This is a genomic window from Nocardioides sp. NPDC054178, assembly GCF_055585005.1.
Window position 1 is genome coordinate 13,932 of sequence record NZ_JBVJKY010000002.1, and the last position, 21,954, is coordinate 35,885.

20 protein-coding genes are annotated in these 21,954 nt (G+C 70.7%); 7 read left to right on the top strand and 13 right to left on the bottom strand.

The annotated features are described in order from the left end of the window. Nucleotides 1-17: 17 nt before the first annotated feature. Genes ACZ6WN_RS06695 through ACZ6WN_RS06705 form a run of 3 tightly spaced genes read left to right on the top strand, consistent with a single transcriptional unit; the run spans nucleotide 18 to nucleotide 3,228 of the window. On the top strand, nucleotides 18-1,004 hold the full coding sequence (locus ACZ6WN_RS06695) for a hydroxyacid dehydrogenase (protein WP_465863543.1): 987 nt from the start codon (nucleotides 18-20) through the stop codon (nucleotides 1,002-1,004). Then, a complete protein-coding gene (locus ACZ6WN_RS06700) occupies nucleotides 1,001-2,476 on the top strand; it encodes a hypothetical protein (protein ID WP_465863544.1) in 1,476 nt (491 codons plus the stop codon). Before ACZ6WN_RS06695 ends, ACZ6WN_RS06700 begins: the two co-directional genes overlap by 4 nt. 2 nt (nucleotides 2,477-2,478) lie before the next feature. Next, nucleotides 2,479-3,228, top strand: a complete 750-nt coding sequence (locus ACZ6WN_RS06705; RefSeq protein ID WP_465863545.1) for a sugar phosphate isomerase/epimerase family protein — start codon at nucleotides 2,479-2,481, stop codon at nucleotides 3,226-3,228. Nucleotides 3,229-3,234: 6 nt separating this feature from the next. On the opposite strand, the gene ACZ6WN_RS06710 is transcribed toward ACZ6WN_RS06705, so the two are convergent. The 7 genes from ACZ6WN_RS06710 to ACZ6WN_RS06740 all read right to left on the bottom strand — a co-directional run bounded on the left by ACZ6WN_RS06710 (nucleotide 3,235) and on the right by ACZ6WN_RS06740 (nucleotide 10,900). Next, complete coding sequence (locus ACZ6WN_RS06710) at nucleotides 3,235-5,898, bottom strand: right-handed parallel beta-helix repeat-containing protein (RefSeq protein ID WP_465863546.1); 2,664 nt, start codon at nucleotides 5,896-5,898, stop codon at nucleotides 3,235-3,237. Nucleotides 5,899-5,983: 85 nt separating this feature from the next. After that, complete coding sequence (locus ACZ6WN_RS06715; RefSeq protein WP_465863547.1) at nucleotides 5,984-6,835, bottom strand: amidohydrolase family protein; 852 nt, start codon at nucleotides 6,833-6,835, stop codon at nucleotides 5,984-5,986. Next, the gene (locus ACZ6WN_RS06720) at nucleotides 6,828-7,151 is read right to left on the bottom strand and encodes an L-rhamnose mutarotase (RefSeq protein WP_402994311.1); all 324 of its coding nucleotides are present in this window, start codon (nucleotides 7,149-7,151) and stop codon (nucleotides 6,828-6,830) included. The genes ACZ6WN_RS06715 and ACZ6WN_RS06720 overlap by 8 nt, the downstream gene beginning before the upstream one ends. Before the next feature lie 32 nt (nucleotides 7,152-7,183). After that, nucleotides 7,184-7,789 carry a LutC/YkgG family protein gene (locus ACZ6WN_RS06725; RefSeq protein WP_465863549.1) on the bottom strand — a complete coding sequence of 202 codons (606 nt, stop codon included), beginning with the start codon at nucleotides 7,787-7,789 and terminating at the stop codon, nucleotides 7,184-7,186. Continuing rightward, nucleotides 7,786-9,213 (bottom strand): LutB/LldF family L-lactate oxidation iron-sulfur protein, encoded by a 1,428-nt coding sequence (locus ACZ6WN_RS06730; RefSeq protein ID WP_465863550.1) that lies wholly within the window; start codon nucleotides 9,211-9,213, stop codon nucleotides 7,786-7,788. The genes ACZ6WN_RS06725 and ACZ6WN_RS06730 overlap by 4 nt, the downstream gene beginning before the upstream one ends. Continuing rightward, nucleotides 9,210-9,959, bottom strand: a complete 750-nt coding sequence (locus ACZ6WN_RS06735; RefSeq protein ID WP_465863552.1) for a (Fe-S)-binding protein — start codon at nucleotides 9,957-9,959, stop codon at nucleotides 9,210-9,212. Before ACZ6WN_RS06735 ends, ACZ6WN_RS06730 begins: the two co-directional genes overlap by 4 nt. After that, complete coding sequence (locus ACZ6WN_RS06740; protein ID WP_465863554.1) at nucleotides 9,950-10,900, bottom strand: aldo/keto reductase; 951 nt, start codon at nucleotides 10,898-10,900, stop codon at nucleotides 9,950-9,952. Before ACZ6WN_RS06740 ends, ACZ6WN_RS06735 begins: the two co-directional genes overlap by 10 nt. Before the next feature lie 150 nt (nucleotides 10,901-11,050). On the opposite strand from ACZ6WN_RS06740, the gene ACZ6WN_RS06745 reads away from it, so the two are divergent. Genes ACZ6WN_RS06745 through ACZ6WN_RS06760 form a run of 4 tightly spaced genes read left to right on the top strand, consistent with a single transcriptional unit; the run spans nucleotide 11,051 to nucleotide 14,367 of the window. Next, nucleotides 11,051-11,911: a fumarylacetoacetate hydrolase family protein gene (locus ACZ6WN_RS06745; protein ID WP_465863555.1), complete on the top strand. Its 861-nt coding sequence runs from the start codon at nucleotides 11,051-11,053 to the stop codon at nucleotides 11,909-11,911. Continuing rightward, on the top strand, nucleotides 11,908-12,678 hold the full coding sequence (locus ACZ6WN_RS06750; protein ID WP_465863557.1) for an SDR family NAD(P)-dependent oxidoreductase: 771 nt from the start codon (nucleotides 11,908-11,910) through the stop codon (nucleotides 12,676-12,678). The genes ACZ6WN_RS06745 and ACZ6WN_RS06750 overlap by 4 nt, the downstream gene beginning before the upstream one ends. Nucleotides 12,679-12,694: 16 nt before the next feature. Beyond that, entirely contained in the window at nucleotides 12,695-13,390 is a 696-nt protein-coding gene (locus ACZ6WN_RS06755; protein WP_465863558.1) for a FadR/GntR family transcriptional regulator, read from the top strand. Further along, nucleotides 13,387-14,367, top strand: a complete 981-nt coding sequence (locus ACZ6WN_RS06760) for a 2-hydroxyacid dehydrogenase (protein ID WP_465863559.1) — start codon at nucleotides 13,387-13,389, stop codon at nucleotides 14,365-14,367. The genes ACZ6WN_RS06755 and ACZ6WN_RS06760 overlap by 4 nt, the downstream gene beginning before the upstream one ends. A 43-nt stretch (nucleotides 14,368-14,410) precedes the next feature. Here ACZ6WN_RS06760 and ACZ6WN_RS06765 read toward each other — a convergent pair whose 3' ends face one another. The 6 genes from ACZ6WN_RS06765 to ACZ6WN_RS06790 form a co-directional block, all read right to left on the bottom strand. After that, nucleotides 14,411-16,813, bottom strand: a complete 2,403-nt coding sequence (locus ACZ6WN_RS06765; protein ID WP_465863560.1) for a glycoside hydrolase family 95 protein — start codon at nucleotides 16,811-16,813, stop codon at nucleotides 14,411-14,413. Nucleotides 16,814-16,976: 163 nt separating this feature from the next. After that, the gene (locus ACZ6WN_RS06770; protein WP_465863562.1) at nucleotides 16,977-17,858 is read right to left on the bottom strand and encodes an amidohydrolase family protein; all 882 of its coding nucleotides are present in this window, start codon (nucleotides 17,856-17,858) and stop codon (nucleotides 16,977-16,979) included. An 8-nt stretch (nucleotides 17,859-17,866) separates the two neighbouring features. Next, a complete protein-coding gene (locus ACZ6WN_RS06775) occupies nucleotides 17,867-19,165 on the bottom strand; it encodes an L-fuconate dehydratase (protein ID WP_465863564.1) in 1,299 nt (432 codons plus the stop codon). After that, nucleotides 19,162-19,641, bottom strand: coding sequence for a MaoC family dehydratase (locus ACZ6WN_RS06780; protein WP_465863566.1), 480 nt, complete (start codon nucleotides 19,639-19,641; stop codon nucleotides 19,162-19,164). Before ACZ6WN_RS06780 ends, ACZ6WN_RS06775 begins: the two co-directional genes overlap by 4 nt. Beyond that, nucleotides 19,638-20,804 (bottom strand): extracellular solute-binding protein, encoded by a 1,167-nt coding sequence (locus tag ACZ6WN_RS06785; RefSeq protein ID WP_465863567.1) that lies wholly within the window; start codon nucleotides 20,802-20,804, stop codon nucleotides 19,638-19,640. The genes ACZ6WN_RS06780 and ACZ6WN_RS06785 overlap by 4 nt, the downstream gene beginning before the upstream one ends. After that, nucleotides 20,801-21,949 (bottom strand): CaiB/BaiF CoA transferase family protein, encoded by a 1,149-nt coding sequence (locus tag ACZ6WN_RS06790; RefSeq protein ID WP_465863568.1) that lies wholly within the window; start codon nucleotides 21,947-21,949, stop codon nucleotides 20,801-20,803. The genes ACZ6WN_RS06785 and ACZ6WN_RS06790 overlap by 4 nt, the downstream gene beginning before the upstream one ends. Between the last annotated feature and the right edge of the window lie 5 nt (nucleotides 21,950-21,954).

Consider the following 21,954-nt stretch of genomic DNA (forward strand, 5'->3'; position numbering starts at 1 on the left):
CCGAGAGGATCCGCCTCGTGCGCGCCGCCTTCGCGATGACTCCCCAACTCCAGCATCGATTCTTCGATGCACCCCTCCTGGCCGAGCTGCGCGAGCTCGTGGACATCGATGCGGACGTCGTGCTGACGTCCTACGACGATCCTCGTGCCGCCGACGTGGAGGTGCTCGTCACCGCCTGGGGAACTCCCACCCTCGACGCGTCAGGGCTCGCCCGGATGCCACGACTGCGTGCCGTCGTCCATGCCGCCGGCTCGGTGAAGTACTTCCTCACCGCGGCAGCCTGGGAGCGTGACCTCCGGGTCACCTGCGGCGTGGAGCCCAACGCCCGCCCCGTCGCCGAGTACGCCCTGGCCGCGGTGCTGTGGGCGACGAAGTCGGTCCTGCCTCTGACCGAGCGGTTCCGCACCGAGCGGGTGGCCCACGATCTGACCGTCGACGACACCATCGACGGCGCGTACGGCACGACCATCGGCGTGCTGGGCGCCTCAGCCACGGGCAGGGCCCTGATCGAGCTGCTCGGGCCGTTCGACCTCACCGTCCTGGTCAGCGATCCCACGATCGACGCGGCGCGCGCCGCCGAGCTGGGCGCGGAGCTCGTGGACCTCGACGAGCTCTTCGCGCGCTCGCGCGTCGTCTCGCTCCACGCACCGCTGGTGCCGCAGACCCGACACCTCGTCGACGCCCGTCTGCTCGGGCTGATGGGTGATCACACGACTCTGATCAACACCGCTCGGGGAGGCGTCGTCGACCACGACGCGCTCCGCGCCGAGCTGGTCTCGGGCCGGCTGCGCGCGATCCTGGACGTGACCGAGCCCGAGCCGCTCCCCGCTGACGATCCGATGTGGAGCCTGCCCAACGCCACCCTGACCCCGCACATCGCGGGCTCGCAGGGCGGTGAGCTGCACCGCCTGGGCCGCGCCGCCGTCGACGAGGTGCGCGCCCTGATCGAGGGCCGGCCGCCCCTGCGCCCGGTCGACCCCACCAGCCTGGCCACCAGCGCATGACCGACACCTCGAGACCGGAGACCGACGTGACGACCCCCACCCCTGCACCCGACCTCGCCCACCTGACCCGCTGGTTCCTGACCTGGGTCACCGATGAGGGGGCGATCAACGGCTTCCACAACCACAGCGTGTGGGGCACGAACCCCGCGACCTTCCTCGACTGGACCAGCGGCCACGCCGCGTTCTCGGCGCCGGCGCTCGGTGCCGTAGCACAGCTCCTCGCCGCGCGGCCCGATGACCGGGCCGCGGAGGTGTGGCGTCGGATGATGCGCTTCCAGAGCAGCGCCCTGCAGGACGACGACCAGTACAAGCACGTCGGCTTCCAGGTCGGGGAGTCGGCCACGACCGGCCTGATCCACAACGCCACCGGCAGCATCGGTCTGCTCCTCGGGCTCAAGCACGCCCGGCATCTGCTCGATGACGCCGAGGTCGACCGCATCGTCGACGTGGTGCGTCGCAACCTGGTCGCCCTCCGCTCCTTCGGCGGCGGCCGCCCGGCCGAGGACGGCACCTGCAACCAGGAGTACGCCCGGGTGTGGGTCAAGCTGCTGCTCTCCGAGGTGACCGGCGACGACAGCGGACTGGCCGAGATCGCCGAGGACCTCGACCTCCTCATCGCCCGCCACCACGAGCCCGGAGTCCCGGACGAGGACTCCTCGGGCACCTGGCGGCAGGCCGAGGACCGGGTCGCCGGCGGGATCCTCGAGCCCGCGGAGTACTACGGCCTGATGATCATGCCGCTGCTGCTCGGCCACCTGCGCCTGGGCGAGCAGCGCTACCTCGACGAGGCGGTCCGGCTGTGCCGCCACGTCGCCCGCTCGGCGTGGACCGACGCGGACGGCCAGACCCGCTTCCACCGTTACTGGTACGTCGCGCCCAGCACGACCCTGAAGAGCGACACCCCCATGCTGATCGCGGGCATGGGTCTGTCGCTGCACGGCATCCGCGAGGTCTGCCGGGTGCGCCCCGACGCCGAGCTCGAGGAGTTCATGGCGCGTTGCCGGGCGACGTACGCGCACTATCAGGCCCCGGCCGGCTACTTCGCCTCGGCGACCCACTGGGGCACCGAGGCCGACGTCGCTCCGAGCACCGCCTGGCACGCCCACGACCTGGTGTTCCTCGCCGACGACGTCGAGGACCCGGACCCGGACTTCTGGACGACGGTGCTCACGCCTGATGAGCGCCAGTCGGTGCTGATGACCAACCGGGCCGTCTGGGCCGAGCACGGCGTGCACTGGTGCATCCGCAGCCCCCTGACCGCCGGCGACCTCCACCTCTACGGCCGCAAGGACCGGGCTGTGTTCGGGCGCGACTTCTTCGCGTGGACCGACAAGGAACCGCTCGACGACGAGCTGCGCTACCCCGAGGCGCCGCTCTTCCTCGAGACCAACGACGGCATGCGTCGGGTGGACACCTCCGAGCGCCCCACGGACGTCTCGACGCTGGGCACGACCTACCACGGCGGGCTCTGAGCATGCTGCGTCCCGGATTGTGCTCGGTCACCGCACGTCATCTCCCGACCGACGGGGTGCTGGAGGCGGCCGCGAAGGCCGGTCTGGCCTGCATCGAGTGGGGGGCGGACGTCCACGCCCCGCCTGCCGGCGACCTGCGCGGCCTGGCCGATGCGACCGCCGCCGCCGGGCTGGCCGTCGCCTCCTACGGCACCTACTGGCGGGCCACGCCTGACGACGACGGGGTCGCGCTGATCGGCGCGGCCCAGGCGTTGGGGTGCACCCGGCTACGCATCTGGGCCGGCACCACCGGCTCGGCCGAGGCCTCCTCCGCCGAGCGCGCCGAGGTCGTACGCCGCGTACAGAGGCTGGCCGACGAGGCCGCCGGGCACGGCCTCGAGCTCGCCTTCGAGCACCACGACCTGACGCTGGCGGACACCGTCGAGTCCACCCTCGACCTCCTCGCCGAGGTGGACCGGCCGAACGTCGGCACCTACTGGCAGCCACGAGTGGGCGAGCCGGCAGAAGTGGCCCTGGCCGGACTGGAGCACCTGCTCCCGCACGTACGCGCGGTGCACGCGTTCTCCTGGTGGCCGCGCCACGAGCGCCTGCCGTTGGCGGCCCGCGGCGATCTGTGGCTGCCGGCCCTGGAGATGCTCGCCTCGACCGCGCGGCCGACCGACGTCCTGCTGGAGTTCCTGCCCGAGGACGACCTGTCGCTGCTGCCGGACGAGGCAGGACGCCTGCGCGAGTGGATCGCGCAGGCGTCCTGACCTCGGTCAGCCGGCGGCCGGGCCGCCCGGGAGTCCGATGCCCTCCCGGGTGACCAGCCGGTTCCAGGTCGCCACCCAGTCCCGGCCGAAGGTCTTGGCGACCTCGCCGGTGTAGCTGAAGCTCAGCGTGTCCAGGTCGAGCCCGGCAGCCTCGAGCGAGGCGGGCTTGCTGAGGTTGGTGTTGATCGCGTCGCTCCACGTGGCGAGGCGGTAGGTCGCGGCCGGGTCGGCGAACGAGTTCTCCCCGGCGCGGTACTCGCCGCCGCCGATGATGACCGAGCGGTCGATCGCGTTGCGCGCGGGTACGTAGACGGAGTTCGGGTTCTCCCACACGCTCGCGCGGTCGCAGCCGTTGGTCGCGCCGGCCGCGTAGTCGGCCTTCTGGCAGTCCTTGCCGGTCGCGGTGACGCGCGGGACGTACCAGTCCTTGATCTCCGGGAAGACGATCGGCCGGCCGTCGGAGTAGCGGGCCCTGCCGTCGGTGTAGTGACGGTGCCAGCGGGCGACGTCCTCCTCGGTGGCCGAGTACTTCTCCCCCGGCCGTACGTCGAGGAACGAGTTGTAGCGGCTCTGCACCACCCAGCCGTTGGGCACGGGGAGGCCGGTCTCGCCGTTGCGGTGGTAGAGCTGGTCGTGTCCGGTCTGGTCGACGTCGATGAACACGTTGTCCGTCGCCTTGTTGCTGTGGCCCGACTGGAAGAACACACCCGAGTGCGCGTTCTTCACGACGTTGTGGTGGAACCGCATCCCCGAGACGCCGTCGTCCATGTAGAACGCGTCGTTGGAGCCACCGATGGTGTCGAAGAAGTTGTACGCGACCTCGTTGCCCAGGTAGGTGTAGTCACGCCCGGTGTAGACGACGCCCTGGTCACCGGCGTTCTTCACGAGGTCGTAGAAGAAATTGTGGTTGACCCGCATGTCGTTGCCCATGATCTGCACCGCCATGTGCGGAGCATCGTGGACGTAGTTGTTCTCGAAGCTGTTGCCGACGCCGTAGAGGTAGCCCGCCGGCGTGTAGGTCGCCAGCCGCGAGAACCGCGCGATCTCGTTGTTGCGGGCCACGTTGTCGCCACGTTCGAGGGTCTTGCGGTCGCCGCCGCCGAGCAGGACTCCGCCGCCACCGAGGTCGTGGAGGTAGGAGTTCTGCACGAGGTTGCCGTGGCCGCCGCGTACGGTCTCGTAGTCGGGCAGCGCGGTGATGGACTCGGTGGTCTCGCCGATCCGGATCGCGTCCATGCTGACGTTGGAGATGTCGACGCCGTCGATCAAGGTCTTCTCGGCGTCGAGCAGCTGGACCGCGCTGATCAGCGAGTCCGACATCGACAGGCCCTTCAGCGTCACGCCCGTGGTGCCCTCGAGCCGGAAGATGTTGTCGTCGAAGGCCCTCAGGGTCGCACTCTTGCCCTCCATCGTCCCGCCCGCCGGCTTGTAGTAGACGACGTCGTTGCCCGCGTGGCGGTCGATGTAGTACTCACCCTCGGCGTCCATCTCGGAGAGGATGTTGATCGCCTTGACCTTGGTGTAGTCGTTGCGGGGCCAGTACATCGAGGGGTACTTGGCGTACATCGTGGTGCCGCTCCAGGAGACCAGCCGCACCATGTCGTTGGCGTAGTTGTTGCCGAGGTAGCCCGAGAGCCAGGCCTCGGTCTCGTACGTCGTGTTGTCGACGTCGGTGAGCTCCTGCGGGTCCGCCTGCACCGGGATGTGGGAGTAGGCGCCGAAGCCGCGGGTGCCGTGGTCGATGATCTCCGGTTCCCCCTGAGGAGCCCAGCCCTGGTAGCGGTTGCCCTCGAGCAGCCGGCCACCGACCTCGTAGAGGGGAGGCGTCATCTTGCGCATCTCGTCCTGGGACCAGGTGTCGCGCTCCTCGGGGTTCGCGAGCTGCTGCTTCTTGTCCTCGAACTGCGCGCGTGGCGTCGTCCCGCTGATCGCCCAGTCCGGCTCCATCCCGAACCGGTCGCGCAGCGTCCACTGGATGAGGTCGTTGGTCGCCGGGACCTTCCACTTGCCGCCGTCGCCGTAGAGGTAGCAGCTGCTGTCGGCCCCCGTGCAGTCGTTCGGGTTCGGGTACTGCGCCAGCGTCTGGGTGCCGCCGTCGACGACGAGCTCGGGCGCGAAGGGCTGCGGCAGCCAGTTGAACCCGTTCTTGTAGAGCGTGCCGGGATCGATGCCCTCGGCGCCCAGGTCGTAGACCCACACGCCCTCGCGCAGGGCCGGGGAGTCGAGCCGGGCGTTCGAGGAGAACTGCGGCTGGGCGAGCTCCTCCTCGGACAGGTCGGCGAGCGGCCGCCAGCCCTGCGCCCCCAGGGCGTGCGCGCCTGTGAGGCGCACCTGCTCCCCCGCCGCAGCGCGGTACGTGACCCAGGAGTGCTCGGGACCGGTCAGGTCGATCGCGTCGTCGAGGACGTACTCCCCGCCGTGGACGATCACCGTGCCACGGTTCTTCGCTGAGGTACGTCCGGCCAGCGCGTCGCGGGCGGCTTCCACCGTTCGCAACGGCCGGCTTCTCGTGCCCGGGTCAGCGTCGTCCCCGTCGGGGGCGACGTGGATCGTGAGGGTCGTACCCGCCGCGGTGGCGGGCTGCGTACCGGTGACGAGGACCGTCGAACCGAGTGCCGCCAGGACCACGGCCACCGCGGCGCGGGCGCGGCGTGTCGTGCGAGTCTGCATGTCCGTCTCCTTGAGATATGACGTATGACATGTGTCTAACATCACAGAGGAGGCGCAGGCAAGCGTTTTCCAAGCTTTCCCGTCGTCAGAAGGCAAGTCCGTAGACGCGGGCGGCCGTGCCACCCCAGACGTCGGCGCGGCCGGCGTCGCCGAGCCCGGCGAGCACCGTGTCGGCCAGGTCGATCACCTCGTCGTAGGACGAGCGCAGCAGGCAGACCGGCCAGTCCGACCCGATCATCGTGCGGCCGGCACCGAAGACATCGAGGACGTGTGCGGCCCAGGGAAGCACCGCCTCGACGGGCTGGTCCGGGGCGAGCTCGGTGACGAGCCCGGACAGCTTGCACGCCACCGAGTCATGACGGGCCAGGGCGGCGACGTGTCCCGCCCACTCGTCGAAGGCGGCAGCGTCGACGACGGGCTTGCCGACGTGATCGAGCACCCAACGCCCGCCGGGGACCTGCTCGACCGCTCCGACGGCCGCCCGCAGCTGGGGCTGGCGCACCAGCAGGTCGTAGACCAGGCCGGCATCAGCGACCGCGGTGAGCCCCCGCAGCACGTCGTCCCGGAGCAACCACTCGGGATCGGGCTCGCTCTGCACCAGGTGCCGGATGCCGACCAGGAAGTCTCCCCCAGGCCCCTCGCGCAGTCCGGCGAGCCGATCGGCGACATCCGCGGCGGTGAGGTCGACCCAGCCGACCACCCCGAGGATCTCGGGGGTGGCCGCGGCCAGCGCGAGCAGCTCCGGGGTCTCCTCCGCAACCGCGACGGTCTGGACGACGACGGTCCCGGCGATCTCGTGGTCGGCCAGATGGGGCCGGAGGTCGTCGAAAGAGAACGAGCGCCGGATGGCCGGGAGATCGTGCGTCCACTCCTGGTCGCGGACCTCGAGGTCCCACAGGTGGTGGTGCGCGTCGATGCGCCGCGGTGCCTCAGTCAAGGTGGAAGACCTCGGTCATCGTGGACCACTGCTCGTCCTCGGAGGCGGTGGGCAGCCGCTCCTGGCACGGGGCGGTGACCTCCCACCACCGCTGGGTCACGTCGTGGGCGGCGATCGCGGCCATGTCCGCCTCGTAGTCCTCTCCGACGTGCTCGAAGTAGCTGAAGAGCCAGCCGTCACGCAGGAAGATGGAGTAGTTGCGGATGTTGCTGGCGGTCAGGCGCTCGAGCACCTCGGGCCACACGGCCGCGTGCAGCTCGACGTACTCCGCCTCCTTCTCGGGGCGCAGCCTGACCACGGAGCCGTAGCGAGTCATGGTGGGGTCCTCTCTGGGGGATGGGCGAGCGGTCAGAGGTCCTCGACGAGGACGACGTGCAGGGTGCGCGGGCCGTGGACGCCCTCGACGCGGTCGAGCTCGATGTCGCTGGTCGCCGACGGGCCGCTGATCCAGGTCTGCGGCCTCGCCGGGTCGAGCCGGGCGACGGCCTGCGGGACGCCGGCCACGACCTGGGCGGCTCCGAGCACGCAGACATGCAGGTCCGGGACGAGGGTGAGTGCGCGGCGCCCCTGGCCGGGGCCGTGGTCGAGCACGACCGTGCCGGTGACGGCGATGCCGAGCGCGGCCGCGGAGACGACCGCGTCGATCGCGTCGAGCTCTCCGGCCGACTGCCCGGAGTCGTCGACGGATCCGGGGACCGGCCACGGCAGGCCCGAGGGTACGACGACGCTCCGGCCGGCGACCGCTCGCGCCAGCACCTCGGCGACCTCTGCTGCGCGGCACCGGGTGACGGTGGCGCGGTAGTCCTCGACCCTCTCCACGAACCGGTCGAGCACCGTGGACCGGTCGAGGTCGTCGCCGACACCCCGGTAGCCGCGTGGCACCTCAGCGGTCGGGCGGGGCGCGTCACCGATCGCCCACCGGACGCGGCCCAGGATCTCCTCACGGGTGCTCATCGTTCATCTCCTCCGGTGCGGCGCCACCAGGCGCGGAAGGACTCGGCGGGCGGGTCCGGCAGGTCGCGGGCCTGCGTCCAGGGGCGCGCCCCGGCACGGCGGGCAACACGGACGCCGACGCCGACAAGGCGCTCAGCGAGCCCGAGCCGGCGCCCGGAGGCCAGCGTCGCCCCGGCGGCCTTCATCGCCACCGCCTCGGGCTTGGGTACGCCACCCCGATGGGCGTCGACCACCTGCGAGCGCAGCTCCACCAGCACCGAGGGGATGTCGATCCGCACGGGGCAGGCCTCGAAGCAGGCGCCGCACAGCGTCGAGGCGTACGGCAGGGAGTCGGTCTGGTCGTCGTGGCCCGCGCCCTTCAGCAGGGGGTTGAGGATGGCGCCGATCGGGCCGGGGTAGACCGAGCCGTACGCATGGCCGCCGGTGCGCTCGTAGACCGGGCAGACGTTGAGGCAGGCCGAGCAGCGGATGCAGCGCAGCGCCTGTCGCCCGACCTCGTCGGCCAGGGCGCCGGTGCGGCCGTTGTCGAGCAGCACCACGTGCACCTCCTGCGGACCGTCGTCCGGAGTGACGCCGGACCACACCGAGGTGTAGGGGTTCATCCGCTCCCCCGTCGCCGAGCGCGGCAGGAGCTGGAGGAAGACGTCGAGGTCGTCCCAGGTCGGCAGGATCTTCTCGATGCCGACCACCGAGACCAGCACCTCGGGCAGCGTCAGGCACATCCGGCCGTTGCCCTCCGACTCCACCACGACCAGGGACCCGGTCTCGGCGACGGCGAAGTTGGCGCCGGAGACCCCGACCTTGGCACGCAGGAACTTCTCGCGCAGGTGCAGGCGCGCGGCCTCCGCGAGCCGCGCGGGCTCGTCGGTCAGGTCGTCCGGTGCGGGACGGCCGACCTCACCCATCGCGGAGGCGAAGATCTCGCGGATCTCGGCGCGGTTGCGGTGGATGGCGGGGACCAGGATGTGGGAGGGCAGGTCGTCGCCGAGCTGCACGATCAGCTCGGCGAGATCGGTCTCCCAAGCCTCGATCCCGCGGGCGGCCAGTGCCTCGTTGAGGCCGATCTCCTGGGTCGCCATCGACTTCACCTTCACCACCTCGGTGGCGTCGTGTGCGGCGGCGATGTCGCCGACGATGCGGCAGGCCTCGGCCGCGTCGCTCGCCCAGTGGACGGTCGCACCGGCCCTCGTGAGCGACTCCTCGAGCCGCACCAGGTGCTCGTCGAGGTGCAGCAGGACGTTGTCCTTGATGGCCGCACCGGCCAGGCGCAGCTCCTCCCACTCCTCCACCTCGCCGACGACGGCGGCGCGCTTGGCACGGATGGTGCCGGTGGCGTGCGCGAGGTTGCGGCGCAGCTGAGAGTCGCCGACCGCCTCGCGCGCGGCCTTCGGGAACACCGGCATCCCGACGAACGTGCCGGTCACGAGGCCCCCACCGCGGCCGCCTCGGTCTGGGCCAGCACGTCGGCCAGGTGCATGACGCGTACGCCGGCGCGCTGCCGTGAGAGCAGGCCGCCGACATGGGTCAGGCAGGACCGGTCACCGGCGACCAGGACCTCGGCCCCGGTCTCGCGTACGTGCCGGGCCTTGTCGGAGCCCATGGCGACCGACGTGTCGGAGTTCTTCATCGCGAAGGTGCCCCCGAACCCGCAGCACTCGGTCGCACCGGGCAGATCCACCAGGTCGATCCCACGGACGTGCCGGAGCAGCCGCAGCGGCCGGTCGCCGACCCCGAGCATCCGCAGCGAGTGACAGGTCGGGTGGTAGGTCACCCGGTGCGGGAAGTAGGCACCGACGTCCTCGACGCCGAGCACGTCCACGAGGAACTCGCTGAGCTCGTAGACGCGCTGGGACGTCTCGCGGGACGCCGCCCGCAGGCCCTCGTCGCCGCTGCGGCGCGCCACCAGGTCGTGCTGGTGCCGGGCCGACCCGGCACACGAGCCCGACGGCGTCACGACGGCGTCGTACCCCTCGAAGGCGCGGACGAAGGAGCGCAGCACCGGCACCGCCTCGTCGAAGTAGCCGGTGTTGACCATCGGCTGGCCGCAGCAGGTCTGACCCTGAGGAAAGTCGACGTCGACACCGAGTCGACGGAGCAGCCGGACCACGTTGCGACCGGTGTCCGGAAAGAGCGCGTCGTTGATGCAGGTGACCATGAGGGCTACGCGCACGCCGGCACCAGCCCTTGGTCGGCCAGGTCGGTCCACAGCTGTTCGGGGACCGACACGGCGAGCCGGTCGAGGTTCTGCTTCACCTGCTCGGGCCGGCCGGCGCCGGCGACGATCGAGACGACCCGCGGATCCTGGAGCGGGTAGTGCAGGGCGGCGGTGGCGATCTCGACGCCGTGCGCCTCGCAGACCTCACCGATCCGCAGCGCGCGGTCGAGGACGTCGTCGGGCACCTCGCCGTAGTTGTACATCGCGCCCCGGCGCGGAGTCGTGGCGAGCAGACCGCTGGCGAAGACGGCCGCCGCGACGATCCGGGTGCCGTGCCGGTCGCACGCCTCGAGCAGGCCATCCGCGACGGACTGGTCGAGGAGCGTGTAGCGGTTGGCGACCATGACCACGTCGGCGAGGCCGGTCTCGACCGTCGCGGTGAGCGCCGGGACCGACAGCGAGCCGGTGCCGATCGCATCGACCAGGCCTTCCTCACGGAGCTTGGCCAGGCCGGCGAGAGCTGTCTCGACGGCAGCCGGGTCGCCGGACAGCTCGGGGTCGTGCACGTAGAGGATGTCGACCCGATCCAGACCGAGCCGGGTCAGCGACTCCTCGAGGCTGCGGCGTACGCCATCGGCGGAGTAGTCCAGGACCCGGTGCGAGCTGGCCGGGACGGCGAATCCCATGTCGTCCTGGGACTGCCCGTCCCAGGACGGGTTGGGTCGCACGAGCCGGCCGACCTTGGTCGAGACGACGAACTCCGACCGTGGCCTCGTCGCCAGGAACCGCCCGATCCGCTCCTCCGACAGACCCAGCCCGTAGTGGGGCGCGGTGTCGAAGTGACGCACCCCTGCCTGCCAGGCCGCATCGAGCGTCGCCTGGCAGTCCTCATCCGTACGCGGCCGGAACAGGTTGCCCATCGGCGCACAGCCGAGTCCGAACAACGGGATCTGCATCCGTCCTCCTCATCCTCTGCCCCCACGGTCGCCCGACCGCCGACTTGAGGCTAGACATCTGATGTTTAGACTGTCAATATGCATCTGTTGCCGCATTCGGCAACCCAAGTTCGACAATAGATCAGATTACTTACCGCTGGAGGCCACCGCATGAAGTTCGCCCGCCTGGGACCCGCCGGGGAGGAAGTGCCCGTTCTCGTGCTCGAGGACGAGGTACGCAGCCTGGCCGGCCTCACCGACGACATCGACGAGGCGTTCTGGGCCTCCGACGGCCCGGCGCGGGCCGCCGCCGCGCTCGCAGCGGGCGAGCTTCCGCTCGTCGAGGACGCCGACACCCTCCGCGTGGGCGCTCCGATCGGCAAGCCTGGCGCCATCGTCTGCATCGGCATGAACTACGCCGCCCACGCCGCCGAGTCCGGCGCGGAGCCGCCCGCGGTGCCGGTCATCTTCTTCAAGGCGCCCAACACGATCGCCGGCCCGAACGACACCGTCACCATCCCCCGCAACAGCACCAAGACCGACTGGGAGGTGGAGCTCGGCGTGGTGATCGGAAAGCGCGCCTCCTACCTCGACTCCCCCGACCAGAGCCTGGAGCACGTCGCCGGCTTCGTGGTCGCCAACGACCTCTCCGAGCGCGAGTTCCAGCTCGAGATCTCCGGCGGCCAGTGGAGCAAGGGCAAGATCGCCCCCGGCTTCAGCCCGGTCGGCCCCTGGGTCGTGACCCCCGACGAGGTGGAGCACCAGAAGCTCGGCATGCGATCCTTCGTCAACGGCGAGCCGCGGCAGGACTCCGTCACCGCCGACATGATCTTCGACGTCGCGACGGTGATCCACCATCTGTCCCAGTTCATGGTGCTCGACCCGGGCGACCTGATCATGACCGGCACCCCGGAGGGCGTCGGGCTCTCCGGTCGCTTCCCCTACCTCCAGCCCGGGGACGTCGTCGAGATCGAGATCGACGGTCTCGGCCGCCAGCGCCAGGAGTACGTCGCGTTCGGGAGCCAGGCATGAGCGCCCCGGCAGCAACGCCCGAGCTGGACGGGCTCGTCGCCCTCGTCACCGGTGGCGCGTCCGGCATCGGCGCCGCCGTCGTCGAGGTCCTGCTCGAGCGCGGCGCCCAGGTCGCAGCCCTCGACCGCGACCCCGAGGGCATCAACCCCAAGGCCCTGGGCATCCGCGCCGACGTCACCGACGACGCGAGCATCCGAGCCGCGGTGGACCAGACGATCGACGCCTTCGGCCGGCTCGACATCGTGGTCAACAACGCCGGCATCGGCGCCCAGGGCACGGTCGAGGACAACCCCGACGAGCAGTGGCACGCGGTCTTCGACGTCAACGTCCTCGGCGCCGTGCGGGTCTCGCGCGCCGCGCTCCCGCACCTGCGGCGCTCCCCTGCCGCCGCGATCGTGAACGTCGCCTCGGTGGCCGCGACCACGGGCATCCAGCAGCGCGCCCTCTACTCCGCGAGCAAGGGTGCGATCCAGTCCCTGACCCAGGCCATGGCCGCCGACCATCTGCGGGAAGGCGTCCGGGTGAACTGCGTCAACCCCGGGACCGCCGCCACCCCCTGGGTGCAGCGCCTGCTCGACTCGGCCGACGACCCGGAGGCCGAGCGCGCCGCGCTGGACGCGCGGCAGCCGCACGGCCGGCTGGTCGACGCGGACGAGGTCGCGCTCGCGGTCGCGTACCTGGCCAGCCCTTCGTCGGGGTCGACCGCCGGAGTGGCCCTGGCTGTCGACGGCGGCATGGCAACGTTACGGTTGCGACCGACCGAGTGAGAGGACCAGGATCCCGATGGCGCTGACCGACGAGGCGATCGAGAAGATCAAGGAGATGATCCTCGACGGCAGCCTGAAGCCCGGCGACCGTCTCCCACGCGAGGCCGACCTGTCGGTGCAGCTCGGCATCTCCCGCAGCTCCCTGCGCGAGGCGGTGCGGGCGCTCTCGATGATGCGGATCCTCGACGTACGCCAGGGCGACGGCACCTACGTGACCAGCCTGACGCCGGAGATCCTGCTGGAGACGATGGGCTTCGTCATCGACTTCCACCAGGACTCCAGCGTCCTCGACCTCTTCGAGGTACGACGGGCGCTGGAGCCGCTGGCCGCCGAGAAGGCGGCGCTGCAGATGCCCCCGGAGGAGTCCGCCGAGCTGCTCGCGCTGGTGGACTCCGTCACCCCCGAGACGTCCTTGGAGGACGTCGTGGCCAACGACCTGGAGTTCCACCACCGCATCGCCAAGGCGTCCGGCAACACCGTGCTGTGCTCGTTCATCGACGGGGTCGCCAACCGCACCCAGCGGGCGCGGATCTGGCGCGGCGTCACCCAGCAGGACTCCTTCGACCAGACACAGCGCGAGCACCGCGGCATCGCCCTGGCCATCGTCGACCGGCAGCCGAGCATCGCCGCCGCGCTCTCCCTGGCCCACGTCGCGGGGATCGAGAACTGGATCCGCCGCAGTCTCGCCGAGGACCGCGAGGAGCAGGAGTGAGCGCACCGGACCGAGGACGCCTGCACGTCTCCTTTCTCCCCAGCGACCGGGCTCGCCAAGCGCTGGACGCGCTGCCCGGGCCGGTGACCTGCGCCGGTGATCCGGCCGGGCAGAGCCGGGCAGAGCTGCTCGCGGACGTACGCGGGGCCGCCGCGCTCGTCTGTCTGCTGACCGACCGGGTCGACGCCGAGCTGCTCGACGCGGCCGGCCCGTCGTTGCGCGTCGTGGCCAACATGGCGGTCGGTCACGACAACATCGACGTCGCCGCCTGCACCGAGCGCGGCATCACCGTGACCAACACGCCGGGGGTGCTCGACGAGGCGACCGCCGACCTCGCCTTCGCGCTGCTGCTCGCGGCCTCCCGCCGCGTGGTGGAGGCCGACGCGTTCGTACGCAGCGGCGAGCCCTGGTCCTGGCGGCCGGACCTCTTCGTGGGCCTCGATGTCAGCAGCGGTGCCACCTTGGGCATCGTCGGCCTGGGCCGGATCGGACTGGCGATGGCCCGGCGCGCCCGCGCCTTCGACATGCGCGTCGTCGCGACCCCCTCCCGCTCCGCGGGCGAGGAGGCGGTGCGCCTGGGCATCGAGACCCTGCCGCTGCCCGACCTGCTGGTCGCCGCGGACGTCGTCTCGCTGCACTGCCCGCTGACCCCTGAGACCAGGCATCTCGTCGGCACCGAAGAGCTCCGGCTGATGGGGCCGGGCTCGGTCCTCGTCAACACCGCTCGCGGTCCCATCGTCGACGAGGCCGCCCTGGCGGCCGCGCTGGCCGACGGCACCATCGGCGCCGCCGGACTCGACGTCTTCGAGAACGAGCCGGCCGTCCATCCCGACCTGCTGGCGCTCCCCAACGTCGTCCTGCTGCCGCACATCGGCAGCGCGGGCCGGGCCACCCGCGACCGGATGGCGATGCTCGCGATCGACAACGCCCGCGCCGTGCTGGCCGGCGAGCCCGCGCCGACCCCGGTCCGCCCGTAGGCAGACCCGGGCCGGCCGCGGGCGCCACGACACTGACGCAGCCCTACCGCGGAACCACCGTGTAGGTGCTGCCGCGCCGGGTGGCGAACTCGACGACGTTCTCCTCCGGCCGGGAGACGTCCGTCCCCGCCACCTTGACCGGCTGCTGCGTACGCAGCCGGAGCCGGTTGCCGAGCAGCGAGCGGATCCGCGCCACCTCGACCTTGCCGTCGACCCACTTCAGGTCGACCTCGAAGCCACCGCGGGCACGCAGGCCGCGGACCTTGCCCTCCGGCCAGGCCGCCGGCAGCGCCGGGAGCAGGAAGAGCTCGCCGGAGTGGCTCTGCATGATCATCTCCGAGATCCCGGAGACGGCACCGAAGTTGCCGTCGATCTGGAAAGGCGGGTGCAGGTCGAAGAGGTTGGGCGCCGTCCGGGAGGGGTGCAGCATGTGCTGGACGTGGAGGTAGGCGTTCTCGGGCTCGAGAAGGCGCGCGCGGATGTTCATCTTCCACGCCAGCGACCATCCGGTGGTGACCGCCGGGCCGCGCAGCTCGAGCGCCTTGCGGGCGGCGTCGGCCAGCTCCGGCGTACGCAGCGGGCTGATCTGGTCCGAGGGGAAGACGCCCCACAGGTGGGAGACGTGGCGGCTGCGCTCCAGGGCGGCCTCCTCCCAGTCGATCAGCCATTCCTGCAGCTGGCCGAGGTAGCCGATCTGGTTGGGCGGCAGCTGGTCGCGCATCGCCACCGCCTGCGCCACGAGCGGGTCGTGCTTGCCGAGCACCCCGGCGGCCTTCTCGAACGCGGTGAAGAGGTCCCGCAGGATCTGGCAGTCCATCGTCGGGCCGGCGCAGATGCTGACCCCCTCGTCGTCCTGCTCGTGGTGCTTGATCTCGGGCGAGTGCGACGGGCAGGTGACCATGTAGCCGGACTGCTCGTCGCGCACCATCGTCTCGAGGAAGAACTCGACGGCTCCGCGCAGCGTCGGGAAGTGCTCGGCGAGGTTCGCCTTGTCGCCGGTGTACTCGTAGCGCTCCCAGAACAGCAGCGAGAGCCAGGCACCGCCCATCGGCCAGACCCCGTAGTAGGCGAAGTCGACCGGCGCGGTGCCCCGCCAGCCGTCGGTGTTGTGGTGGGCGACCCAGCCCTTGTCCGACCCCCACATCTTCTGGGCCGTGTTCCGCCCGACCTCGGCGAGCTCCTCGGTCATCGCGAACATCGGGTCCCAGCACTCCGCGAGGTTGGCGGGGCCGGCGGGCCAGTAGTTCATCTGGGCGTTGATGTTGAGCGTGTACTTCGACTGCCACTCGGGCTGCATCTTGTAGTTCCACAGGCCCTGCAGGTTGGCCGGCTGCCCGGGGGTCCGGGAGGACGAGATCAGCAGGTAACGCCCGAACTGGAACCAGAGCGCGGCCAGCTGGGGGTCGCCACCGGCGCGGAACGCCGCCACCCGCTCGTCGGTCGGCTTCTCGATCGCGGCGGAGGTGCCGAGGTCGATGTCGACCCGGCCGAAGAGCTGCTGATAGTCCCGCACGTGCGCCGAGCGCAGCTGGCCGTAGCCGCGGCCGGTGGCCGCCTCGAGGGGCTTCTCCGCGCGGCGTACGTGGTCGGCATTGACGTCGGCGTAGTTGCGGTAGCTGGTCGCCATCGTGAGCAGCAGCGTGACCGAGCTGGCGTTGCGCACGCGCAGCTGGGTATCGGCGCACTGGACCGTGCCGCCGTCGGTCTCGGCGCGGACGAGGCTGATGAAGCGGACCGCGCCCTCCATCCCCTCCGTGGCCCCGCTGATGCCCTCCAGAGCGAGCGTCCGCGCATCGTGGGGCTGCACGTCGCTCTGCTGCGGCGAACCGAAGGTGGCGTTGAACGAGACCTTCTCGGCCTGGTCCGCGGTGAGGCGGACGACCATCACCTGGTCCGGGTGGCTGACGAACGCCTCGCGGCGGTAGTGCACGCCGCCGACCTCGAACTCCGAGAGCGCGGTCGCGGTCCGCAGATCGAGCGAGCGCCGGTACGTCACGGGCTCCCCGTCGAGGCCCAGGAACTCGAGCAGCAGGTCACCGACCGGCTGGTAGAAGGCCTGCTCGCTGGGACGTCCCATGAACTCCTTGTCGGCGAGACGCTGGGCGCCCACCCAGTTGTCCTCGAAGATCATCTTGCGGATCTCGGGGAGCGCCTCGGCTCCGGCAGGCGGGTCGTAGCTGTGCGGATGACCGGCCCAGACCGAGTCCTCGTTCAGCATCAGCTTCTCGCTGGCCACGCCGCCGAAGACCATCGCGCCCATCCGGCCGTTGCCGATCGCCAGCGCCTGGAGCCACTCCGCGGCCGGCTGCCGGTACCAGAGCTCCAGCGGGTTGGTCTCCGGCTCGTCGGCGGCTGCGGCCGTCTGGGTGACGACCGGCTGCACCAGGGCACCGCCGGCCACCGCCGAGGCGGCCTGCAGCACCCGTCGTCTCGTGAAGTCCACCATCAGCTTCCTCCTGACTCACGCCCACCATGGGGCAAACATCGGTTGTTTCAATGTAATAGACATCACACGTCATGTCGATGTTTGCTGAGACTGAAGGCTGTTTTGGCCGAAGTCGGCCTCGTCGACCAGTCAGGACCAAGCAAATGATCTGATCTCTGACAGATCAGAGCACGTCCCGAGCTGACGCCTCCGCGGCGGCGAGCCGTTGCTCGTCGAGCCGGTAGAAGCGCCGCGCGCTGCCGGCGTAGATCTGCTCGCGCTCCTGGCTCGACAGACCGGCCAAGGCATCCTGGAGCCCGGCGAAGACCCGCTCGTAGCCTCCCGCCGCGGTGGAGATCGGCCAGTCGCCGCCGTACATCAGCCGGCTCGGGCCGAACACCTCGACCGCCCGGTCGACGAAGGGCTGGAGGTCGGCCACGGCCCAGCTGTCCGGGGCGGCCCCCGGATAGAGCCCGGAGATCTTGCCGAACACGTGCGGGTTCGACGCCGCCTGCTCGATGAGGCTCCACCACGGCTCGCGCTCGGCCTCCCCGATCGGCGGTTTGGAGAGGTGGTCGACCACGATCCGCAGGTCGGGGTGGCGTTCGGAGAGCGTCGCGACGTGCTCGAGGTGACGTGGCAGCACCGAGACGTGGTCGTAGGTGAGCCCGAGCCGTTCCAGCAGCCCGAGCCCCTCGCCGACCTCCGGGCGGAGGATCCAGTCGGGGTCGGGGATGTTGTGGATCAGGTTGCGTACGCCGACCACCCGATCATCGCCTCGCAGCGACTCCAGCCGCTCGGCGGCCACGTCCGGCCGGTCCAGCGGCACGTAGACCACGATCCCGACCACCTCGGGGTGCTGGTCGGCGACCTCGATCATCAGGTCGGTGTCGCCGTCGTGGTCGTCGGACTGGACCAGCACGGTCGCGTCCACTCCCTGCGCCCGCAGCTGCGGCTGGATCTCGTCGAAGGTGAACGTGCGGTGGTACTCGGGCACGTCGGGACCCAACCACGGATAGGGCGAGCGGGTGAGGTCCCAGACGTGCTGATGGCTGTCGATGATCATCCGAGGTCTCACCGGGTCGCCCAGTAGCTGCCGTTCGGATAGGCGTACGTCGCCACCGACTCGGGATGCATCTCCGCGCTGTAGCCCGGCCGGGCCGGCAGCCGGTAGGCGCCGTCCTCGACGATGCACGGGTCCGTGAAGTGCTCGTGGAGATGGTCGACGTACTCGGTGACCCGGTCCTCGAGCGTGCCCGAGACGGCCACGTAGTCGAAGACGGACAGGTGCTGGACGAGCTCGCACAGCCCCACGCCGCCGGCGTGGGGGCAGACCGGCACGCCGAACTTCTGGGCCATCAGATAGACGGCGAGGATCTCGTTGATGCTCGCCAGCCGCGCGGAGTCGAGCTGGCAGAAGTCGATGGCCTCCGCCTGGAACATCTGCTTGAAGAGCACCCGGTTCATGCCGTGCTCGCCGGTGGCCACCCCGATCGGTGCCACCGCCTTGCGTACGGCGGCGTGACCGAGGATGTCGTCGGGACTCGTCGGCTCCTCGATCCACCACGGCTCGAAGCGGGCCAGCGCGTTGACCCACTCGATGGCCTGCGGCACGTCCCAGACCTGGTTGGCGTCGATCATCAGCTTCGCGTCCCAGCCGATCACCTCGCGCGCGATCTCGCAGCGCCGGATGTCGTCCTCGAGGTTCGCACCGACCTTCAGCTTGATGTGCCGATAGCCGGACTCGACCGCTTCGGTGGCGAGCCTGCGCAGCTTGTCGTCGGAGTAGCCCAGCCATCCGGCAGAGGTGGTGTAGCAGGGGTAGCCGGTCTCCTCCAGGTGCCGGATCCGCTCCTCGCGATGGGGAACGCCGGCGCGGAGGATATCCAAGGCCTCCTCCCGGGTGAGGGCGTCGCTCAGGTAGCTCAGGTCCGCGACGTCGACGAGCTCCTCGGGGCTCATCTCGGCCAGCAGCCGCCACAACGGCTTGCCCGCCACCCGGGCAGCCAGGTCCCAGACCGCGTTCATCACGGCGGCGAGGGCCAGGTGCTCGACCCCCTTGTCCGGGCCGAGCCAGCGCAGCTGGGAGTCCGAGGCGAGATCGCGGTAGACCGACCCGAGATCACCCACCACCTCGCCGACGTCGCGCCCGACCAGCGGCTCGCCGCGGCGCTGGGCCGCCAGGGTGCAGATGTCGTTGCCACGCCCGATGGTGAAGGTGAAACCGAAGCCGGACAGCGCGGGGTCGTCGGTGCTCACCACGACGTACGTCGCCGAGTAGTCACCGTCCTTGTTCATGGCGTCGGATCCGTCCATCGACACCGAGGTCGGGAAGCGGACGTCGGTGACATCGACGGCGGTGATACGGGTCACGAGGGATCCTCCTGTGGGGATGGGTGGCCGTTGCGCTTGTTCACGAGATAGAGATGGGTCAGCACCAGCACCGTCTCGGCACGCTGGTTGGTCACCGTGACGAGCTCGTGGACGTAACCGAGCTCGGCCGGCTTCTTCCTGTGCTCCGTCGTCTCGGTGATCTCGGCGGTGACGGTGATGGTGTCGCCGATGAAGACCGGACCGATGAACCGGATCCGGTCATAGCCGTAGGACATGGACTGTGGGTTGATGTCGGTGGCCGTCATCCCGACCGCCACCGCGAGGATCAGCGTCCCGTGGGCGATCCGCTGCCCGGCCGGCTGGGTGGCCATCCACTCCGCATCCATGTGGTGCGGGAAGAAGTCGCCCGTCTGGCCGGCGTGCAGGACGATGTCGGCCTCGGTGATCGTGCGTCCCAGGGTGGTCCTGGACTCTCCGACCGCGTAGTCCTCGAACCAGCGTTCCTCGACCCTCATCGGATCGCTCCTTCCTCGATGCCGGTGTCGGCTCCGTGGCCGAGCAGGCGCTCGGCGAGCTCGCCGGCCCGGCGGACCAGCTCGGCATCGGTCAGCTGCCCGGCAAGCGCCTGCGTCACCCACGGGGAGACGGTGTCCTGGAACGCCATGTAGCCGGCGGTACGCGGCCGCACCCATGCGCCTTCGAGGGTCGCGCGGGTGCCACGGAAGAAGTCCCAGGAGTCTTCGTTGAGCCGGTCGTCGTCCCACGACGAGGCGTAGCCGGGCTGGCCACCGGCGTCGTAGTAGATGCCCGACTGGACCTCCGGCGAGGCCACCCACAGTGCGTACGCGCGGGCCGCGTCGAGGTCTCTCGACCGGGCCGAGACCGCCACACCGGCACCCCCGAGCTGCGATCCGGCCACTCCTCGGGGACCGGAGGGCATGTCGACGTACTTGAGGCGATGCGGCCGGAAGCCGGCCCGGGAGTAGTTGGTGTAGCCGTACATCAACGGCGCGTACGCCCACGGCTCGGCCGTGTCGCCGGCCAGTGCCTCGGCAACCTCGATCGGGTTCGCGGTCAGGCACCACGAGGGAATCCGGTCGCAGAGCCGGTGCATGAGGTCGAGCACGCTCAGCGCGGCGTCCTCGGGCAGGAAGCTTCCGGGCTCGGCGTTGACGGGCGTCCCCCGGTTGGCCGCCAGGGTGCACAGGGTGGAGTAGGCGTCGATCGGCTTGGCCGGCCAGAGCACCCTGCCCTCGGCGGCCAGGTCGAGCACTTCCTCCCACGTCCCGGGCGGAGTCGGCAGCCGGTCCGGGCGGTGCGCGGCCACCTGGGCAGCGGCGTCCGTGGCCAGGCCGTACTGGCGACCGTCATGGCGGTACGAGGCGTGGCTGCTGCCCACCGAACCGGCTGCCAGGGCGGCCAGCTCGTCGTCATACCCGGCGCCGTCCAGCGGTGCCAGCACCCCTTCCGCGACGGCCAGGGGCACGTGAGGATGGTCGATGACCAGCAGGTCGAAGCGCTCCGCCAGCTCGGCCAGCGGCGCGTCCGCGAACGCCTGCAGGGAGCGGTACTCCCAGCGCACCTCGACCCCGGTCCGGCGCGCGTACTCAAGCGATGCCGCCACCTGGCAGTCGTAGCCACGCGGGTGCTCCCAGGTCATGCCGTGCAGGACGGTCATCGGTCCCCCTCGAGGTCGTGCTCGCCCAGGCGTGGAGCCGGGCGCGGATTGGTGAGCCGCTCGCCGTCGATGCGGATCGGGCTGCGGGTGGTCGTCAGGGTGAGGTCGTCCCGACGGATGTGCTGGGTCATCGCGATGGCCTCGAAGCCCTTGTGCTCCACGAGCTCGTCGAGGGTGAGCACCGGGGCGCACCACACGTCCTCGGCGTCCAGGACGGCCAGCCAGGCATCCCGGGTGTCACCCCGGAGACGGTCGCCGATCGCCTCCTCGATCTCCGACTGCCGGTCCCACCACGTCTGCGGATCGGTCATCGCCTCCAGCTCGGGGAGCCCGAGCAGCCGCCCGATGACGGGCACGGGGTTCATCGCGATGGCGAGGTAGCCGTCGCTCGTCGGGTAGATGCCGTAGGGAGCGGAGAGGAAGGCGTGGGCGGACCGGGGCCCCTTGCGGCGGACCTCGACCGTCGGGTCGTTGAGCCGGGTGGTCAGCAGCTCGAACTCCAGGTCCAGCAGTGACTCCATCAGGCTCGTCTCCGTCAGCCCGCCCTTCCCGGTCCGGAACCGTCGGACCAGCAGGGCGGTGATGCCCTGGGCCAGGTGACAGCTGGCGAGGTGGTCTGCCACCGCCAGCCCGACGGGGACCGGCGGGTCGTCGGCCGACCCGTTGAGCCAGGGCAGCCCGGCGATCGCCTGGGCGAGCAGGTCCTGCCCCGGACGGTCCTGGAACGGGCCGACACCGCCGTAGCCGGTCACGCTGCCGTAGACGATGCCCGGGTTGATCGCCCGGACGGAGTCGTAGTCGAGACCGATCCGCTCCATCACTCCGGGACGGAAGTTCTGGACGATCACGTCGGCCTCCGCGACCAGACCGCGGACGCGATCGAGGTCGGCGGGATCCTTCAGGTCGGCTGCCACGCTCTCCTTGTTCCGGTTCATGGCGTGGAAGGAGAGGCTGTCGCCGTTCACCGTGCGCCCGGCGAAGGCCAGGCTCCGGCCCGCGTCTCCCCCAGCGGGTCGCTCGATCTTGATGACCCGGGCGCCCAGGTCGGCGAGCCTCAGCGCCGCCACGGGTCCGGCCAGGAACTGGCTGAAGTCCAGGACCGTGACGCCTTCCAGCGGCAGCTCGGAGGCACGGGGGACTGTCATCGGGA

Bases quoted from the DNA above. Each gene is read 5' to 3' on its own strand.
- ACZ6WN_RS06700 (WP_465863544.1), top strand. From the start codon at position 1,001: ATGACCGACACCTCGAGACCGGAGACCGACGTGACGACCCCCACCCCT.
- ACZ6WN_RS06705 (WP_465863545.1), top strand. From the start codon at position 2,479: ATGCTGCGTCCCGGATTGTGCTCGGTCACCGCACGTCATCTCCCGACC.
- ACZ6WN_RS06710 (WP_465863546.1), bottom strand. From the start codon at position 5,898: ATGCAGACTCGCACGACACGCCGCGCCCGCGCCGCGGTGGCCGTGGTC.
- ACZ6WN_RS06720 (WP_402994311.1), bottom strand. From the start codon at position 7,151: ATGACTCGCTACGGCTCCGTGGTCAGGCTGCGCCCCGAGAAGGAGGCG.
- ACZ6WN_RS06725 (WP_465863549.1), bottom strand. From the start codon at position 7,789: ATGAGCACCCGTGAGGAGATCCTGGGCCGCGTCCGGTGGGCGATCGGT.
- ACZ6WN_RS06740 (WP_465863554.1), bottom strand. From the start codon at position 10,900: ATGCAGATCCCGTTGTTCGGACTCGGCTGTGCGCCGATGGGCAACCTG.
- ACZ6WN_RS06745 (WP_465863555.1), top strand. From the start codon at position 11,051: ATGAAGTTCGCCCGCCTGGGACCCGCCGGGGAGGAAGTGCCCGTTCTC.
- ACZ6WN_RS06750 (WP_465863557.1), top strand. From the start codon at position 11,908: ATGAGCGCCCCGGCAGCAACGCCCGAGCTGGACGGGCTCGTCGCCCTC.
- ACZ6WN_RS06755 (WP_465863558.1), top strand. From the start codon at position 12,695: ATGGCGCTGACCGACGAGGCGATCGAGAAGATCAAGGAGATGATCCTC.
- ACZ6WN_RS06765 (WP_465863560.1), bottom strand. From the start codon at position 16,813: ATGGTGGACTTCACGAGACGACGGGTGCTGCAGGCCGCCTCGGCGGTG.
- ACZ6WN_RS06770 (WP_465863562.1), bottom strand. From the start codon at position 17,858: ATGATCATCGACAGCCATCAGCACGTCTGGGACCTCACCCGCTCGCCC.
- ACZ6WN_RS06780 (WP_465863566.1), bottom strand. From the start codon at position 19,641: ATGAGGGTCGAGGAACGCTGGTTCGAGGACTACGCGGTCGGAGAGTCC.
- ACZ6WN_RS06785 (WP_465863567.1), bottom strand. From the start codon at position 20,804: ATGACCGTCCTGCACGGCATGACCTGGGAGCACCCGCGTGGCTACGAC.
- ACZ6WN_RS06790 (WP_465863568.1), bottom strand. From the start codon at position 21,949: ATGACAGTCCCCCGTGCCTCCGAGCTGCCGCTGGAAGGCGTCACGGTC.